Here is a 20,791-nt window from a genome sequence, read left to right as displayed (position 1 = left end):
AATTACAATGTTTTGTTTTTCCAAACATCGGTAAATATTTATTGAAAAACAATAAATAATTTTTGATTTTAGGGAAATTAAATTTAAAATTATGTTGATTTAGGTATAAGGAAAAAAGTTGGGTAACAAATTAAAGTGATTCTCGCTGAAAGAAGATTTCTAAAGTACAAAAGGCAAAATTGTAAATGCTTTGGCGTTATAAATTGTTGGGTTTGATGGGGTCCTAATATGCTTGACGATTTCGGGCTTAGCGTTCGGGCGGGTTTCGGAGCACAAAGTTTCAATTTATTACTCAAGTTCATTAGAAGTATAAAGGTCCAAGTTTGTACGGCACCCCGCCTGACGCAAAACCCGTGTTAGCAACTGTTTTCAATTTTATAAATCTGTTTTAACAATATGTCGTCTATTTCATCTTTGCCATTGTATTCTATCACAGGTAAGACCCAAGGATATTTTGAAATATGATCGTACATGCCCCAAGGTTCAAACCCCTTTTCAATTATCGGTATTACTTTTACCGAAGGCATACTTTCAACAATTGTCACCAATTCTTGAGGAATACTTTTGGGGTCAGTAATATCAGCCACAATAAACTTGCTCAATCTTGCTAATGTTGTTATTGTTTCTAATGTGGATCTGTTAGACGGATTTTCAAAATCAAATATAATTGGAGCGAACCCAAGGTTTCTTAATAGATTTTTTGTGTATTCAAGCTTTTCTTTTCTTTCTGGTGTAAACCTACCGAGTATCAAAACTGCCTTTGAAGTAACAGTTTCAATGATTCTTTAATCTCTTTGTTTTGTAATAGCAAATAAATGAACTGTGCAATTTTTATGTTGTCGAGAGTAATTTTTGGTTCTTTTTCTTTAGTTATAATCAGGTCTTTTTGAATTGTTTGATTGTTGGTTTTTATATTCCAAGTGGAAACTCCATATACATTAGCAAAGGATAAATCTGAGTTTAATAGTTGAGCATCCACAAACAAACAACCAATCAAAAGAGTATTTTTCAAGTTAGCTCCTTCTAGATTGGCCTTTGTGAAATTACAATTCGTTAAATCTGCATTTTCAAAATTACTGTTTATCAAGGTACAATTATTGAATTCACAACCGCTCAATTCTGAATTTTTTAGGTTAGCATTCGTAAGATTGGAGTCATAAAGTTTACCGTCATATGTTAACCAATTAGTCATTGTAGCATTGCTGAAATCCGCATTGCACGCTTGCATTCCACTGGCTTGTACGTCATTTAAGTTCGCTTCAATAAAAATAGCTTCATCAGCATGAACTCCTTGTAAATTTGTGTTTTCCAAATTCGCAAATGAAAAATTGGTACCCCAAAGTGATGCTCCATTTAAATCAGCATCTTTAAGGTTAAAATAAGACAAATCCATATGGTCAAGATTAGCCCATATTAGTTGAGGTATAATCTCTGGATTTTCATTTCTCAATTCGTTCCAAAAGTCTTTCCCTTTTAAAAGTACTTCAATATGTTCGGGATTAGGATTTGTCATTCTTCATTGTTGCTAACGGTTTGCTTCACGCAACCATTGCGCTATTTATACCATTTGGAACAATTAGCGCAATAGTTGCGGATATTTCCCAATTACCTAAACTAAAACCAATCTTCAAATAATCCAAGTAAAAATATCAACGGAGTGAATTAACAATCAGAGGCTTTCTTGGATCAGAAGGAATATAAATATCTAAAACTCCTAAAGAATCGATCATTCAATAGTACCCAGTGTAAAGTACCATCCAAAATTTAACTTATTGCGGGTTATACAAATCAGTTTGTATTGATGTTAAAAACCTGAATAAGTTTTTTGTTTAATTCACCTATTTCTTCAGAATCAATATTTCCAAGTTTTCCAATAACCAAACTTTTTTCTATTGTTGCAATTTTACCAATCCTTATTAGAGAAGGTTTCTTAAGTCCATTTATGGAATTTGGTTGTAAAAGTAGATCTGATGGTTCTTGCCAGTGAAGTTGGGTTGAAATAAAACTTACTGTAACATCTAAGGTACCAGACCGCAAAATCAAAGCAGGTCGATTCTTGTTACCGGTCAAATCAGTGAAAGGAAATTGAACTAAAACAATATCTCCTTTCTGCATTAATATTTTTCCTTTAAATCGCTTTCATCATACAAATCCTCTTCTTCAGTCAGAAAAGCAAAGCTATCAGATTTGCTGACCAAAGTTTCTATTCCCTTTTGGATAATTTGCTCTTCATGTTTTTTGAGTACAAAATCCGCGAACTCTGCAATTTCGCTGACTTTATCTTCGGGAAGTTTTTCTAAAGCCTCAATGGTCCAGTTTATCAATCCTTGTTTTGTCATATCAGTAAGCTTTTTTACAATGTACGGATTTTTTGTTTTTTTAGTCAAATGTAAAATAACTATGAGTTAATCAAAACACTGGACTTGCTATGATTTAGGTTTGATTGGCATCAACTTCAGGATATAGCCCTAATAGTTTTCGGCAAGGTGGGGCAGTTCAGATAGCATTTTTGCTTATACCTTTTTGAGTTCATGAAATCCACCTTTTGTGGTCGCTTTTTACAAAAGCGATTCAATGGTTTTCATAACTTCCTGATATTCTTCCTTTCTGATAGCAAGTGTGATTATTTATATCGGTCGTACCATGCCTCCGGCAGGAAATCCTTCGGTAATTTTGGGACGGGATTTTTCAATTTAAACCCGGCAATAAATTACCGGGCTTTTATTTCGGTCATGCCTACGGCATTTTTCTCAAAAAAAGGTCGATTCCATAGCTAGCCTATGTGAGTGTTTCCACTCACATCCGGAGGTTCAGTCTGTACAGTAGAATTGCTATTTCATACTCTAATTCCCTGCTTCAAGTCAATTGTCCATATTTCTTGTATCGAGCGTCTCAATAGACTTCTCCTGCCGTCGAAGTGACAAAGAAAGGCCTTCTTGGTTTTTGGTTATTGAATCTATTCTCTCGCTTCTCGAATCTCGGTTCTTGATTCTTACTTCTTACTTCTTGGTTCCTAAAAAGACCTTCGATACGCCGCGGCGCATCAAAGGTCTTGGCTCTAATCTCTCGCATCTCGCTTCTCGCCTCTCACTTCCCAACATCCTTCATCAACTCCTCGACCGCTTTCTCCAACTGCTGATCGATGCCTTTGTCAATCTTGCCGGGCATATTTTTGACCTTAAACTGTGGATCAGTTTCGTTGTTTTCCATCCAATTGCCGGATTTGTCTTTGGCCGAAACAGGGACCATTCCCCATCGTCCTCCATTTGGTAGGGTCTCCCAACCAGCAAAAGAGCAGGTTCCCGGCGTCGGCATGCCTACTGTCTTGCCTATATTCAAGTCGGTATAGCCACAGGCAAAGCAATGTCCATCAGAGTAATTGGCTTCGTTGAACATGGCCAAGGTAGGTTTCGTCCAACGGAAGGTAGGTTCGTAGCCTACCTCGCGCTCAGCAGTAGCATAGGTGATAAACTTCTCTCCTGTGAAGAACATGGCCAAATCGGCAACCAAGTCCCCGCCCCCATTGAAACGGGTATCCACAATCACCCCTTTTCGGTCGTGGTACTTGCCCATCATTTCTTCGTAAGTAGTTCGGTACGGACCGTCAGACATGCCGGGAATATGGACATATCCCAAGGTGCCATTGGACAAGCTGTCCACTTCGGCTTGGTTCTTTTTTACCCAGCGCTTGTAGAGCAATTGGTTTTCTTCACCAAGCGATACCGGTTTTACTGTCACTTGCTGTCTGGTATTGGTTTTGGGATCCAAGACTTCCAAAAGGGTGAATTTATCTGCTTTTCGGTTAAGGTACCAAGCCACATCTTTATCATTGCTGATGGTCTCACCATCTATTTTTTCAATGATCATTCCGGTCTGGATAGAAAGTCCTGCTTTGTCCAAAGGTCCTCCTTTGATGATTTCCGTTATTTTGATACCATCGTTTTTATGGGAATAATCCATAAAAATACCCAATGATGCTGTGGCATCCGCTTGTGGAATACTTCGGCTATATCTTGCACCGGCATGGGAAACGTTTAGTTCACCGATCAGTTCTGAGACCATGTCAGCAAACTCATAGTCATTGCCAATGGAAGGCAGATACTTTTCATATGCAGCACTCAAAGCATCCCAATCCACCCCATGCATGTCCGGGGTATAAAAAGCGCCTTTGGTCCTGATCTTGATATGTTCAAACATCTGTTGACGTTCAGCTTCGGTGTCCAATGTCATCTCACCCGCAATTTTAATCTGCTCTCTTTTGCCTCCCTTATCAGTTATTTTGGAAATGTTGCCATTGGCCAATAGGTAAAGGTTCTTCATTTCTTTGTCCCATTCCAACCTTCCCGAGCCGGCATCAAGCTTGAGTTCCAACTTGGTCTCCTTGGTGCGCAGGTCAGTGCTCCATAGGTTCATCCCTTTTTCGAAACTTGCCAGGTAGAGCAGTTTTTCACCCTCCTTGTCCAGTACTGCATCGCCCAAAGTGGAAGAGTGAATGGTCAGTTTGGCTTTTCTTTCTCGTAGGTCTTCCCAGTCAATTTTAAGGTCTTCGACTTTTTTATCAGCTTCTTTTTTATCATCCTTTTTATCTTCCTCTTTCTTACCTGCCTTTTCCACTTCCTTCATCAGGTCAAAATCTTCCTTGCTCAACCTGAATTTGTCAAAAGCATCTTTGGTGAAAAACATAGCAAAAACATCATTTTGTGATCTTCCACTCGTGGCAAAACCTTTAAGCCCATCACGGTTACTAAACCAGATCATTTGTTTGCCTCCATTGACCCATTTTGGTCGGCTGTCACCGTAACCGCTTTGGGTAAGGTTTTCCATGACTTTCTTTCCTGAAGCATCCAACAGTACCACTTCACCATTGGCTAAAGTAGGTCTGAACTGTGCCAAAAGCCATTTGCTGTCAGGACTCCATTCGAAGTACTGATCGCCATCTCTCATATGGATGATTTCTTCGGAAGTCATCAAGGTCACTGTTGACTTGCTTGCCAGATCCAACACCTTAAGGGTCTTTCTTCCTTCAATAAAAGCCAGTTTTTTACCGTCAGGAGAAAGCTGGGGCTGGTATGCATCCGACTCAGCACTCACCAAGGCCTCTTCTTTCAATAAAGTGCTTGCATAGAAAAACGGCTCTTCTTTTTCCCTAATTTTTTTGGATTGGTAAATTTGCCATTTACCATCACGTTCGCTGGCATAGACAATGGATTTGCCATCAGGGGCAAACTGAACGAAACTCTCCTGTTGGGGCGTATTAGTAATTCTTTTGGTCAAAGCTCCATCTACTGAAGTGACAAATACTTCTCCCCTCGCAATAAAGGCAATTTCTTTACCATCAGGAGAAACGGACATTTCCCTGACCCCGCCATTGATATTGATATAACTGTCGGTATTGGCAATGGCCTGTGTAGTGATACTGACTGCTACTTTTTTGGGTTGCTCACCATCTTTGAGGGTATAGAGTTCACCATCATAGGAAAAACTCATCAAACCATTATTGGCAATACTCAGGAACCTGACAGGAAAATCTTTCAGGTCGGTCAATGCTGTAGTTTGGGAAGGATTATTGAGGTTGGTTTTGAACACATTGAAACTTCCTTTTTCCTCACTGAGGTAGTAGATATCATTTTCTCCGGGAGCAAAGACAGGATTTCTGTCTTCCCCACCAAAACTTGTAATCATTGTATGAGTATTGGATGCTGCATCATACACCCATATATCTCTGGTAATCGCTGACTGATGTTTTTTCCGCCACTCGTTTTCCCCACCTTTTTTATCATGGTAGATCATTTTTTTACCATCCTTACTGACTTGTACATACTCCGCAGGAATGGTCCAAACTTGATCAATTCTACCTCCTTTAACCGGAACTTGGTATAACTCTGGCTGAGAACCTTTAGGGTATTGTCTGTGTTCCGCCAAATCTTGTCGTACACCCCCAAAAATCACGGAATTATCATCTGCTGAAAATGAATAGGGCATTTCATCATTCGAATGATAGGTCAGCCTTGTGGCAGGACCTCCTTCGGCTGACATGACAAATACATCGAAATTGCCATAGCGGTCAGAGGCAAATGCAATCTTGCTCCCGTCTTTGCTCCAAACAGGCATAAAGTCATGGGCTTCATGAAAAGTCAATTGTGTTGCCTTGCCTCCTAAAGACGGGACAGCATAGAGGTCTCCCTTGTAGGTGAAAACGATTTTGCTGCCATCCGGTGAGATAGAGGGGTAGCGGAGCCAATTAGGTGTTTCTTGGGCTGATAGAATGGAAAAAACAAAAAGCATCAAGATGCTCATTAAAGCTTTTAGGTTATTCATATTACTTTGTCGGAATAGTTTGGGTCGAAATTATAAAAAATGTTTGTTGATGCTATGTTTTTTTATTTGATCGGATTGGTGGAATTAAAAAATGGCTGTACCTACTTTGGTAGAAATACAGCCATTTTTTTTTTACAAGTTCAAGGGGTAAAGAATAGATTTTTGTTTTCGGGATATTTATTTGAATTATCGAAAAGAAAATTTTACATACATACAGACCTTACGGAATAGAATAAACAGTTACCAGATCTTCTTATACTCTTTATCCCCCAACACCTTCAACACCACCATAAATTCGTGGGTATTGCCCAAAAACTGTCTGCTCGAAGTAGTCGGGAATTCATAAACATATCCCAAGCGAACATTTCCCCTCAGGTATCCGATGTGAAGTGAGTTGGCATAATTGAACCTGTGCCCAGCTCCCACCCAGAAGGTTTCGAGCATGAGGGCCTTCAAATTGAATTCTGTGTTGTCGGCAAATCCTGATTGTTTCCGATAGAAGAAATTTCCGATCGCTGTGATGTTTTCACCAAACTGATGTCTGTATCCTGCCTGAACCATCATGGAAACAGGCTTGCCATCCATAAAGACATCTCCTGAAGACAACCTGCCCCCGTTGACATTGTGCATGCCATAGGAGAGGTAATAGTTTTCATGAGTAAGCGCAAGACCTAGATTAAAATCAATGATCTGCATACTGGCAAAACTCCCAATATATTGACCAATCGTGGCGTCCTGCAGTTGCTCAGCAGTCAGCGCATTGCCGTCCAACCTGACAGTGAGGTAGTTGAATCCTGCACCAAGGCGGAGGTTATGCCGGTCAGTTATCCTGATCCGGCTTGCATAAGCCCCCATCAGTTCCGTTTCCCGAAATGCTCCATAGGTGTCATGAAGCATATTGAGACTGGCGGCATTCTTACCCATCAGGGCCGGATCTTCCAATCCACCTAATTCCCCAAAATCCAGCTCCAGACTCAGGAAATAGGTTTTTGGAGCTCCCTCTACCCCACTCCACTGATTCCGGACAAATCCTCTGAGTGCACTTCCTTCATAACCCGTCAGACCTGGGTTGTAATAACTTTGGAAATGGTTGAATTGACTGATATATTTTCTGCTTTGCGCAAAGGTTTCGGCAATCAAGCAGAAACCGAGCAACATCCCTATTATCAAGATTCTTATTTTCATGTCCGTCTTATCTAATGATTAGGTTGATGGTTCCAGACCTCATTTCTTTGGGGTCTTTGGTTTCAATCACATAGATGTAGGTACCCACAGGCAAAATTCTGCCTTCAAAGGATCCGTCCCACCTGAGCCTTGGGTCTGTAGTCATGAAGACTATCCTACCTGCCCGATCCACCACGCTGATACTCAACTCATCAAAACCAAATAAATCGGGTACCCCCCAGGTATCATTCACACCGTCACCGTTAGGGGTGAAAGTATTGAGTACTTCTATCTCCGTCAATCTTCGGGAAACAAAAGTCAGATTGAACTCCTTCGTTATCTTATTGCCTGCCCGGTCTGTGCTGCTCACCTCAATGGTAAATTCTTTTTTACCTGCCACCTTTTTGGTAGGATCCCATTTCAGCTCATTCCCTTCAAGGATAAAGTAACTGTTGTCAAGACTGCCATCTGTAAGCTCATAAACATGGACATCATCAGCAGGATCGACGGTTGCCAATGCTCCAATTGGAATGTTTGGATTCCTGTCCTGATTGGTGATGTTCAGCAAAATATCCTGTGGTTGCGGTTTCTCACTGATCAAAACCATCAAACTGACCTGAACTTGTTCCGGATTGGTAATTTCATCCGTCAAGGTCAGATTACCCACCAAGCTGTAAACTCCTGCTACTAAGGGTTCATAACTTGATGTCTGCCATACCACATTCATACTTACTGTCTCTCCATTGTTCAGTGTTACCTGGACGTTTGCAGGCAGTGTCAGGCTATTGAAAGGCGTATTCCAATTGACCTCTAGCATTTCGAGAGTTTCTACTGCTCCCACTTGTAGGGCCTCTACTATGATGGTAAATGTAGCTGTGGTGACATTTCCACTTGCATCCTTTGCTGTCAAGGTGATGGGATGATTCTGATCTGCGGCCAAGGTTGAACCTGCTGCCGGACTTTGGGTAAATTCAACCGTCTCACAATTGTCTTCTGTAATGGAGGAACTTATGAAATCCGGTAATTCATAGCCTGAAGTAGCGCCCGCATAGACCAACCTGTCTTCCGGAACGTTTAAAATAACCGGAGGAATCTCATCTATCACTTTCACAGTGACACTGACAGCTGATTCATTACCTGAGCCATCTTTGACTGTGAGTGTTACCTCATTGTCCCCTAAGTCAGTACAGGTAAATGTGGTTTTATTAACAGAAATCGATGCAACAGCACAATTGTCTGTAGATCCCCCATCAACTTGGGAAGCAGTTAGAGAAGCCGTTCCATTTTCATCAAGGAATAACTCAGCAACTCTTCCAATGGCTATTGGTGCGAGATTATCCCTGACAGAAATATTGAACTGTTGGATGGTTTCGTTTCCGGCTGCGTCCTTAGCTGTAAGGGTTACCTGTTGTTCGCCAAGATCGGTACATGTGAAGGTGGTTTTATCCAAAAGCAGACTTTCTATTCCACAGTTGTCCGTTGAACCATCATCTACTTTTTCGACAGATAAACTTCCATTTCCAGCCGCATCAAGGTTGACAATAATATTTTCCTTGATTTTTATCACAGGAGCTGCTTTATCCTCAACGATGATCGAAATAGACTGCACTGCTGTTTTTCCTCTGGAATCTTTGACAGTAACCTGATAGTTTCCAGCTTCCAATGCATCAAGGGATTCGGTCACTGAGACAATAGGTTCTCCATCTTGAAGCCATGCATATTCATAAGGAGCAATACCACCTGTTACACTGGCTTTGATGGTTCCATCTGCTGCATCCTGACAACTCAGTGATGTGCCTTCCAAAGCAACTGATAAGATCGCCACAAATTTTGCTTTGAGATTTTTATCGGTATCAATGGTCAAAGTGATGGTGGCATCTGAAGAATCCACATCACCCTCCCATGCCACAAACTCCCATCCTGAGGCAGGATTTGCTGTCAAGGTCACTTCCGCACCGGATTCATATTGACCACCTTCCGGATTAAGGGAAATGGTTCCGCTTCCTTCGGTTGAAGTATTCACTGCAAATACCGGCAAGTCTCCCTCGATGAATATGGCCCGAATGAACTTGTTGTTGTCCATCACCAGGTTGATACTCGGTTGAGTACTGCTGATATCGCCCTCCCATCTTACAAAGACCCAACCTTCTGCTGAAAGTGCTTCAATTTGTATTTCCTGAGATTCATTGAAAACAGTTCCACTTGGAAGAATGCTGATCTGACCTTGTCCGGAAACAGCGGATTGAAGGGTGAATACTTTTGAGATGTTGATTTCATCCTCAGGTGTGGTGAAGCAAACGACATCTTCTTCGCTGACCCTGATACTGTTGTTGACATTATCTTTGACAACTACTGCCAGACAGTAGTTTTTGCCAGGTGTACCCCGGAATATAAATTTTTCACCTACTGCATTATCAAGGCTTTGTAAAATGTATGGCCCTCCATCTTCGGAAACAAAGACATCAAAACCTTTGACACCGCTACCTCCCTGATCATCCACTGCCAATACAGTGAAACTCATCAAGGAATCAAATTCGACCAACACATCTTTTATTTCAAGTAAGGTTGGTGCTCCTGCATCCACGGTATTGAATGCTTCATTGGTCACAATCGGGGCATTGGTATCGAAGAAGATATTGGCCATGGCCCTGAGGCTGTCACCGGTCACTGTTTCCCTTCCCGCTTTGATGGTATATGAAACAAAGCCTTCACCAATCGCTGTGGAATCGTTCACAGGAAGGAATCCTGCCAATGCCTCAAAAGGCGGTAAACCGGTTTTAGCATCCACAGACTGTAATGCCCAGAACAATTCATTGTTCACAGGATCAAGACCGAAGGTCACATTGACATCCACACCGATTTCAGCTGCTGTATTCAGTTTGGTGGTATAGTTAGTCAATCCAGAAGGAACATCAAAGGTCATGTTCTGGAAGCCAAAACCGTTGAGCCTGAAACTTGCAGGGTCAAAATTCGGATCCAATTGCTGTCTCACCACGACACGCTGTGCTGGTGCTGTGGCAAATACAGGATCGTTTTCGAAGAAAATGGTAAATGGCAATTCTTCGTCTTTGGAAACAAACCGCTCATCCCCGTAGCCTTCAGGCCCCAGAATTTCATTAGGATCGCAGGAGGAGACAACTGGCTTGCAGATTCTTTCCTTTCCTTCACAAAGTGTAAAATCGATTATCCCGGCTACAGCAGATCCTTTAACAGAATCATTAATAAACCCGCCAATGCACCCAAGGCTATTTAAAGTTTCGTCTTTTTTGAAAGATGGATCAAGGTATTCTTTAATCGAGGAGTAACACGATGCAATACCTATAGAACAGCTAACTAATCCAACACCACATCCTATAACAGACGCACAAAGCGCACCACCTATAATACAACCACCTGCTGCCGCTAAGCATCCTAATCCATCAAATATTTTGTCACAGGTTTTTTCCCCAAATATTCCACTACTTGAGGCTCCACCCGATCCCTCTCCCTCAGCACAACCAGTAGGAGTAGGACCCCCACCGTCATCTCCATCGTCGCCACCTGGAGGTATATCAGGCTTGCCAGGTTCAGGAGGACACGGGGTTCCAGATGGTGTTCCTGGAACTCCATTGCCACAATCATCTATATTGTCTTCGGGACCGTCATCATTGTCACAGCCTTCTGGATAAGGACAATTCTTTGGAGGATCTTTCTCTTCATCTTCAGGGTCTTCTGGATCATCTGGATTCTCAGGATCATCAGGGTTTTCGGGATCATCTGGATTCTCAGGATCATCTGGATTCTCAGGATCATCCGGGTTCTCAGGATCATCTGGATTCTCAGGATCATCAGGGTTCTCAGGATCATCTGGGTTATCAGGATCATCTGGGTTATCGGGGTCTGCTGGATTACAATCGACTCCGACAGGACATGTACCTGAAGGACCATTAGGACCTCTTGTTCCTCCTCCGGGTCCTCCAATGCCTCCTCTGCCCCCTTGGCCAGGTAATATTCCAGGAGCACCTGGCCCACCTTGTCCTCCCGGAGAACCATCTTCACCCCAAACGCCCGGAGCGCCGGGAACTCCCTGTTCGCCAGGGCCAGGAATATAGGCTGTAAAACACAAGGAAATGGTAAATTCATCCAATTGTTGGACACTGAATCTTCCATTATAAATAAAATTATATGCCAAGAATCCACTGAGATCTATTTCAAACTTATCAGGATCAAAACCAATAATTCCTTTTTCCGCTACCACTATTGTCCAGCATTTATCCACCGCAGGATACCATCCTGCGAGGTAACCGGGATTGCCATTATAATCTAAACTACTTACTTTGACAGTAAATGGGGCATTTTTGGTTGCAGTAATATTTAGGCTATTGGCAATTTTGATTAAATCCCATCCAGGATTATTACCGGCACTTCCTGAATATTTATTAATTTGCCAATTGTATTCTTTTCCAGAACTAAAAATCACATTATCTGAAAATGAAGTACCAATCAGTTTCCCTTCTGGTGATAAAATGTCATTATCAGTAAAAGAATCACAATCTTCACAATTTAAGTTCACACCTATAGTGTCACTTGCCAAAATCAATCCAAATTCAATGTAATTTTGAATCATGGCCTTTGCAAATGCTGTTTTATTTGCAACTAAAGCTCTGTCTTCATAAAACATATCTGGGTTGCTTAAAGCAAGTTGCCTTGTATTTTCTATTTTTTCTAAAAGATTAAATACAACTAACCCAGGTGAAGCAGCAGAGACACTGACCTCCATCGGAAAAGTATTTCCCTGGAAATTCCCTAATAAGAAACTTACGGACGACTCTTCTCCCGGGAAAATATCCCTAGCATTTAATGGGACGACTTTAAATCCACTGATAATGCCAAAGTCAGGTGCATCCTGTAACCTTCCTAAAGGATCTAATTCAGAATTGGTCTTAATTTTACCTTGGGATTTTATTTCATAGATTTCAATATCTTCTTCCATTGAAACCTGGGCGTTCATTATGGGTATATCCACATTGCCTTCATTTTTGAAAACAATATTGAAGAATGCTGACTTCCCTCTCCTTACCACATCAGGAGCCAAAATATTATAGGTCAATCCACCATATCCTGTACTAGGCTCCACTTCCAACCCATTTTCCAAAATAACTGTGGTTCCATCCGGGTTCTTGACTTCTACATCGTAGATACCAAAGTCCACGTCGGCCAATCTCCAACCCAACCTACCGCTCATGCTATTGGTCAGATTTACTTGGGTTGCACTGATGATTTTGTTTCCATCTTTGAGCAATGAAACCTCCATTCCGGCTTTGAAACCTGCACCGGTAATGGTTGTGGTAACTGTTCCGTTTCCGACAACAGCAGGGTTGGAAGACAAAATACTAAATGGCAAGGCCCTTGCCAGCAATTCAATATTCTGCGCTAGCGGGATATCTGTTTTGACCAAAATGTAATAGGTTCCCGATTTAGTCTCGGGCACCAATACACGTTGATTGGTGCGATTGGTATTGATCCCTTTATAATCAAATTCATTGGGAGATGGTACTTTTCCAAATGACACAAAAACATCATTTGAACCGACAGATCTGCTCGAACTCAGGTCGATCACCAAGTCGAGATTTGCACCAACATTGACTTTGTAATAGCGCCAGGTTCCGGATATCAAGGTATTGGTAGTAGGTGTATCCAACGGAAGTGACCTGACATCGAGATTCAATTGCTTTTCTGCAACCAACAGGTTGTTTTCAAAATTGACTTCATTGATGGAAGCCAAAATATTGGTCCTGCCGATTCCAAAATAGTTCCCGGGATCAAGATTAAGAATTGAGCCTTTGATGTTGTAAGTGCGGCTTTGTCCAGGTAAAATATTAACATCCGATTCCTGATTGCCTACCAAAGGATCCACAGCACCATTGAGCTGTTGGTCAGCAGAAAGGTAGAACCCATTGAAAAGCCTTCCCGAAGCTGGTTTGTCCCCGATATTGGTCACCTCAATCTCAGCAGTAGTCTCATCGCCAAGGAACGCAGATTCCTGAATGGAAAATGAATTCACCGTCAGATCTGTTGGATCCGATAAATTGATGAGAATTACCTGATTGCGCTCATTATTGATTTCACCTCCGTTAAAACCTTCGAATACTTTATTCTGATAATCTGCTTTGGCTATCAGATAATAATTTCCAGAAAAATTATTCGGTGTTTTAACTAAGGCACTGTCCTTAAGAATCTCTCCAACAGCCAAGATTTTAGCAATTTTTTTGAATCCAATATTCTGAGCACCAGTGGCCAAAACAGGGGAAGTACTTAAAAAGAAACCATCATTCCACTCGGATCTCGTTGGTCCTTCTCCTGTGTTCTCAAGGGTATATTTGACATAAAAACTCTCGCCTGAAATGACAGTTTCCGGAGCTTCCAATGCAGTGATGACAAGGTCAGGCGCTGGGGTAGCTGTGACATTGATTTTTCTCAGGGCAATATTATTGGCTTTGTTTTGATCCTCGATTACAATTTGTCGGTAATCCACCCATAAATACACAAAATATTCCCCTGAAATCCAGTCAGGTATTTTTACGGATTTACCTGTTTCATATACATCTCCAGAAATTAATTTATTTCTGGTAAACTCGGTCAGATAAATATCATCTTCTGTAAGCGCAGAATCTCTTGTCAAATAAACCCTACTCGTAAACGACCTTGTGACATCATTAGGACCTAAGTTTTCTACTTTGAGATTGATATTCAATTGATCCCCGGAACCTAAATTACTGGAACTCAAAGTGAATTCCTTGACAGCAAGGTCCACCACTTTGACTTCAGTTACTGTTTCCCGTGTCAGGATTACAGGAGATTTGACTCCCATCATCTGGTTGCTAGTTCTGTTATTGGTTTCATCAATTTCAAAAATGACATCATTTACATCAGTGAAAATATGGAAATAAATGCTATCAGGGGCATTTTTAGGTAAAGCTACCAAGACTGTTCTTTCAACGGCTTGTCCTACGGGAAGACTGTCTCTATGCAAGACACTTCCGAGAAAATTGAATGGTGTCTTTGTAGGGTCTGAACTGGTAGACCAGTTAATCCTATCAGTAAATCCAACTGCCGCTTTATTTCCATTATTGATAATTCTATATTTTATAGGGAAGGCTACATCCCTGAATACTGTATCCGGAAGGATGATGGAGACGGGGGATAATTCAGCCCTTTGGCCTGTAATCAGTTTAACAGGATTTTCACTTCTTCTGACATTGTTTTCTTTTGACTCAAATTCAAAAACCCTGTTATCTGTATCTGTGAGTACAAATACATAATAATCTCCTGACAATCGTTCGGGAATCAAAGCCTCCACATCTACTGAATATGTGTTTCCATTTTCCAATGGCAGCGGGGTGGCCATCCCGAATTCATTAATTCTTACCGGAGTGGTAAAGGTTTTTTTGAATATCGAAACCGACTTGCTCTTATCGAATTCAGGTTGCTCAGAGATAAAAACTTCATCCACCCAAGAATTTACATTTGGTGGATTGGCACCCAAGTTTTCAACAGTCCAAGAAACATCCATTTTTGTACCTGCGATTATTTCAGTAGGAACTTGAAGGTCAATGACTGCCAAATCTGATGGAGGAGTAAGAATGACATTGATGGGGTCACTTCGGCGGATATTGTTGCTGTATTCGTTTTCAAACATCCCGGAGAAATTGGAAACAATATAGAGGTAGTAAGTCCCGAATACATTATCAGGCAATTTCAGCTCACGTTGTTTGGTATATTTCGAATTGACTGGAAGGTTACCCCCGACTATACATGTGGAAACACTGTCTTCTTCAGCAAGGAAAACAGAATACTCCTGAAGTTTGGTGGATTTACTGATATTGAATTCAGGTTCCTGAGAAAGGTATATGGCATCTCTCCAATAGTATTCAATCCTACAGGATTCCGTGACAGAAATATTAGTAGGTGCAGGCGCCACACTGACACTTCTGCTGCCACCTCCTGATGTTCCACCTGAACTTCCTGTTGAATAGCTGTATTGACCTCCATCTCTTTTAAACCTCCAGAAAACACCCTTGGCTTCTCTTTCCCCAATATTCTGTACTTCATAGATGACACTGATGGAATCACCTGAAAAAGCATCTGTGGTAACACCGACATTGTTGACAGTCAGATCAGCCAATGGAGGGATTCCAATGGAAAGCGTCGGGGAAACCAGGTTATTCTGTTCGTTACTTTCTTTTACTGTCTCCGTATGGGATTTTCGCTCGTTGGCACAAACACCGTTTTCAATCCTACAATACCCATCATCGTTATCAGTGATGATAAACAGGTAATAAACTCCTCTGAGATTGATCGGAATCCTAACTTCCTGAGTCATGGTGTAAGATTCTCCTTGCATCAAAGAAGCTGGATTATCAAATTCTCCCAGCAGGATATCATCTGCTTTTCTTAGATCAAGGTCAGCAGACAACCAAATACGGTCTTTCCAGCGAAGATTGTTGGTATTGCCCAATCCGATATTTTTTACTTCCCAGGTTACCGTAATGGTATTTCCAGCCACCACAGCTTCCGGAGCAGTGTAGGATTTTATCGTAAGATCAGGAATTCCTGCTGCAAAGAAGCTTTGTACGGGTCCTTCGGTGACAAAGCAACTGTTTTTGGAATGTACTTGCCACAAGAATGATTTACCCTGCTCCAAGCTTTGGACTGTGTAATTGATTTCCTGAATATCTTTAGCAATTGGTTGGGTTGGCTTTTCTGTACCCTCCTCCCAGACAAATACATCATAGACTACCGAAAACTCCCCAGGGGTCCAAGATAGTGAAATAGGCTGAGGTAGGTTCAAAGATCCATCAGCAGGCAACATTTGCCTTACTGGTTCAGGTGCGCTTGCAGGAATCACTGTAACTTCTAAGGTATCTGAGAAAACACAATCAGTACCATATTTTCCGCTTACCCAATATTTGGTATTAGCAGTCGGGCTGACGGTGATGCTTTCCCCTGTTTGGCTGGTAGACCAAATCAAATCCCTCAATCCCTGAATGGACAGGGACAAAGATTCACCTGAACAAATGGTAGTCAGGCCTGAAACCTGCAATTCCGGCAACTGGTCCAATTCAAAATTGAAATTGGCGGATCTGATTTCACAACCGTTTTCGTTTACATAAACTGCGGTATAGATACCTGATTGATCGGCTTTGACTGTGATGGATTCTCCCAAGTCATAGATTTCCGAATCCACATCCAAAATCCAACGGACAGGAATTGTAAGTTGAGTAACCAAGATTCTACCGCCTTCACAGGAATCACTATCAGGAGTTGAGGATATGACAGGCAATTCACTGGTATTTTCTACGAAAACCATTACCCTTTTTTCAATCTTACATCCATCTTCAGTGGTGATTGTCACGGTATATTCGGTGGAGACTGATGGGGAAACATCAATCACATTGGTGGTGGCTCCTGTATTCCATAAATAAGAAATTCCACCTGATGCCTGAAGCAAAACAGAAGCTCCTTTACAAATATTAACATCAGGAGAAATGGAAGTATTGGTTTCGGGAGAATTATTGACTGTGATTGTTTGGCTGTCATTATTTATATTGACGTCCCCTTCCAAAATGGTATAGGCTCTTATTTCATAATTTCCATCTACTGACAAATCCGCTTTGGTCTGGAAACTATAAGTCAATTTGCCATTCCCGGCAATGGTATTGGTTCCTGAAATATTCTCAATGACGGGTTCGCCTCCATTCATAGAATAAGCAACTTGGAAAGCACCTGCCGGAGAGGAATTGAAATTGGTGATTTCGATCGTAACAGTTTCCGTCTCACTCAAATTACAACTTGACACCGGAGCAGTGATGGAGGAGACACCTAGGTCTGCATTGGTTTTGGATGATTGTGACGAGGTATAGGCCGGGGCAAGGTAAAGTTCTCCCTGTTCCGAAAAGGCATATTCAAAGAAAGCAAAATGATAGGTCACACCGGCTTCAAGCCCTTCTAAGGAAAAATCTTCTCCAAAATCATTATAAACCACAAAATTACCTGTGCCAATTTGGTCTCCCTGACCAAAAATATTGTTTGCCGAATAGGAAGTGAAATCAGCCGGCCCGGCATTGACAGCGCTTCCTGCCCTTGCAAGCACAAGTCGACGGGTGCCATTTCCTTTGACAAAGTCAACATTCAATGAGTTGAATTCTATATTGGAGTAAGTGGCATTGGATACCTGTACTGTAGGTCTTTCCCCAAAAGTTTCCAAAGCAAACTGATATCCTGGTCTCAGGTATAATCTAGCTGAACCTCCATTGAATTCAAAAAGCGCAAAATAGTAGTTGGTACTCGGCTCTAAATTGGTAACATTTACGTTATTACCGGTACCTGTATAGAGCACATAATTCTCCGTGCCAATCTGCCTCGTCCCGAATGTTGCAGAGCTTTGGTAATTGGTGAGGTCAGCCGGTTCTACATTTACAGGTCCTGCTTTTCTTCCAATCAGAACGCGGTTAGCGCCATCCCCTCTTGTCCAAGAAATATTGATAGAAGTGTTGCTTCTACTGCTGGTAAATGCATTGTTGGATTGGACCGAAGGAGGACTTAAAGTTGCTTTTGTCGCAGCCAAAAAGGGATCCCTTAAATAATATGTATTTTCACCAGTTCCATTGTATTCAAAAATGGCAAAATGGTATTCGGTGGCAGGCTCAAGTCCATAGAGCCAACTTCCATTCGATGTTCCTTCATAAACTACAAATTCAGCCGCAGCAACCTCAGTGCCTGAACCAAAAGTCGTGGAACTTGAATAAACCTGTCCATCTACAGGTAAAAAGGTGACCGCGCTGCCTTTTTTGGCAAAGACTACCCTCCTTGCTCCATTCCCTTGAGTGAAGGAATAATAAAACCTGTCTCCATCTAGATTGGCATTATTTACAGTAAAATTAGATGCGCCAATGTTGGGTGCTGCTCCTGTAGCTTGAGAGGCTTTTGCTCCTGGCCTTAAATATTGTCTTCCCGTACTACTTCCTGTATATTCAAATATTTCGAAATGATAGGTATTATTTGGGTTCAGTCCTGTAATTGTAGTGCTTGTTCCCCAACTTGAGTATTGGACGTAATTGCCATCTCCTAAATTACTGCCATTTGTAAAAGAGCCTGAACCCCCTCCATAATTAATGAAATCCGAAGGTGATACATCGACAGGAGCGTTTACTTTTCCCACCAAGATACGTCCTGTTCCATTTCCATTAGTCCAACTAATTGTCATTGAGTTACCTGTCACGTTCGTGAAAGTGAGGTTACTTGCTTGCACCGTTGGTGGAAAGAGTGTAGCCCTTTCTCCCGATAAATAAGGATCTTTCAGATAAAAGGTTTCTTCACCTGTCCCATTGTATTCAAAAACGGCTAAGTGATAGGAAGTAGCCGGTTCTAGACCGTAAAGCCAACTGCCATTTGAAGTACCATTGTAAACCACAAACTCACCTTCCGTCACTTCCGCACCTTGTCCAAAATTGATGGATGCAGTATGGGCTATTCCATCATCGGGCCTAAACGTAACAGGACTGCCCTTTTTCGCTACTACAATTCTTCTGGCACCGTTTCCATTATTAAATGAATAATAAAACCGGTCACCATCTACATTACTAATGTTGACAGAAAAATTAGATGCAGGTATTGTTGGACTGGATACAGTTTTTTCAGATCCTACCGTGCCCGGCCTGAGATATTGCCGACCTGTGCTACTTCCTGTAAATTCAAAAACCGCAAAATGATAAGTTTTATCAGGACTTAAGCCTGTGAGAGTAGTTGTGGTACCACCTCCCGAATATTGGACATAATTGCCGTTTCCAAGATTACTTCCATTTGTAAAAGAACCAGATCCACCTCCATAATTTACAAAATCAGCCGGGGAAGCATCTACTGCCGAACCTTCCTTGCCAACCAATACACGGCCCGTTCCATTTCCATTTGTCCAGCTGACAGTCATGGAATTCCCGGACACATTGGTGAAAGTCAAATTACTCGCTTGGGTACTTGGCGGACTGAGAGTGGCCCTTTCACCTGCCAAAAAAGGATCCCGAAGATAATATGTATCGGTTCCCAAACCATTATATTCAAAAATCGCAAAATGATAAACTGTGGAAGGTTCCAGATTATAAATCCAACTACCATTGGAAGCGCCATTGTGAACCACAAATTCTCCCGGTTCCATTTCTGTACCTGAGCCAAATGTCGCATTGCCAGTGTAAGTTTCCCCATCTTTTGGAAGTGCAGTCACTGGGCTTCCTTTTTTTGCAACTACCAATCTTCTGGCTCCATTTCCATTAGTATAGGAATAGTAAAACCGGTCACCATCTACGTTAGCATTAACTACCGAGAAATTGGTAGCTGATACTGTTGGAGTAGATGCAGTAGTCTGTGAACTTCTTGTCCCAGGCCTAAGATATACTTTCCCACTGCTGCCTTGGTATTCAAATATGGCAAAATGATAGGTCTTGCTCGGGTCAAGTCCGCTGAGATTAGTATTAGAACCTCCTCCTGAATATTGAACAAAATTACCGTTTCCCAAATTGGTCCCATTGGTAAAAGAACCAGATCCACCTCCATAATTAGTCAAATCCTGTGGCTCCGCATCCACTGGTCCATCGGCTTTGCCAATGATTACTCTTCCATTTCCATTCCCGTTGGTCCATGAAAGTGACATTCCTGAACCTGTCACATTGCTAAAAGTCAGCGCACTTGCCTGAACAGTGGGAGCAGTTAATGTTGTAGCACTTCCTTCCAAAAATTCGGCGGTAAGGTATTCGGTGGTGAAATTAGTCCCGTTGTATTCAAATATTTTCAAATGATAAGTTGTAGAATGGCTAAAACCATAAAGCCACGTTTGATTTGCGGCTCCACTGTAAACCACAAATTGCCCAGGAGAAATCTCATTCCCCTGTCCAAAATTCCCTGCAAGGTAATCAGCTCCATTGACCGGAACAGCAGTAACAGGACTGGCACTGGCGACAATGATTCTTCGTGCCCCATCACCTCTAGAAAAACTGACATAAAATCTGTCCCCATCAATATTGGAAACATTAAGATTAGTAGACGGTGTAGTGGGTACCTGTCCAAAGACACAAAAACCATTGAACAGGAAAACTAAAGAAAAAATAAAGGTTTTTAATAGCTGGGCGAATGTTGGGGAAATTTTGCTCATAAATAGTACTCTTAAAGGTGAATTTTTTTGGGTGTTGGGTGATCCAAAATGAAACGTATAGTCTCCAGAACAAAAATGGGATTTCAAATAAAGAAGGAATATAAAATATGTAACAAAATGTATCACGCA

At 41.7% G+C, this 20,791-nt stretch carries 7 protein-coding genes; all 7 read right to left on the bottom strand.

Annotated features, from left to right (window positions below):
- Positions 1-356: 356 nt before the first annotated feature.
- A complete protein-coding gene (locus HMJ38_RS14650) occupies positions 357-602 on the bottom strand; it encodes a hypothetical protein (protein WP_194975157.1) in 246 nt (81 codons plus the stop codon).
- A gap of 146 nt (positions 603-748) precedes the next feature.
- Positions 749-1,513 carry a pentapeptide repeat-containing protein gene (locus HMJ38_RS14645; RefSeq protein WP_194975156.1) on the bottom strand — a complete coding sequence of 255 codons (765 nt, stop codon included), beginning with the start codon at positions 1,511-1,513 and terminating at the stop codon, positions 749-751.
- Between the two features lie 275 nt (positions 1,514-1,788).
- Positions 1,789-2,115: a type II toxin-antitoxin system PemK/MazF family toxin gene (locus tag HMJ38_RS14640; protein WP_194975155.1), complete on the bottom strand. Its 327-nt coding sequence runs from the start codon at positions 2,113-2,115 to the stop codon at positions 1,789-1,791.
- Complete coding sequence (locus HMJ38_RS14635) at positions 2,115-2,339, bottom strand: hypothetical protein (protein WP_194975154.1); 225 nt, start codon at positions 2,337-2,339, stop codon at positions 2,115-2,117. Before HMJ38_RS14635 ends, HMJ38_RS14640 begins: the two co-directional genes overlap by 1 nt.
- A 748-nt stretch (positions 2,340-3,087) precedes the next feature.
- A complete protein-coding gene (locus tag HMJ38_RS14630; protein ID WP_394355071.1) occupies positions 3,088-6,297 on the bottom strand; it encodes a S41 family peptidase in 3,210 nt (1,069 codons plus the stop codon).
- 261 nt (positions 6,298-6,558) lie between these two features.
- Positions 6,559-7,503 carry a PorP/SprF family type IX secretion system membrane protein gene (locus HMJ38_RS14625; protein ID WP_194975152.1) on the bottom strand — a complete coding sequence of 315 codons (945 nt, stop codon included), beginning with the start codon at positions 7,501-7,503 and terminating at the stop codon, positions 6,559-6,561.
- A gap of 7 nt (positions 7,504-7,510) precedes the next feature.
- The gene (locus HMJ38_RS25545) at positions 7,511-20,662 is read right to left on the bottom strand and encodes a CARDB domain-containing protein (RefSeq protein ID WP_194975151.1); all 13,152 of its coding nucleotides are present in this window, start codon (positions 20,660-20,662) and stop codon (positions 7,511-7,513) included.
- Between the last annotated feature and the right edge of the window lie 129 nt (positions 20,663-20,791).

It is taken from the genome of Aquiflexum lacus (genome assembly GCF_015476655.1).
Taxonomy (GTDB): Bacteria; Bacteroidota; Bacteroidia; order Cytophagales; family Cyclobacteriaceae; genus Aquiflexum; species Aquiflexum lacus.
The sequence above is the reverse complement of the archived record's forward strand: the minus strand, read 5'-3'. Positions and strand labels throughout refer to the sequence as shown.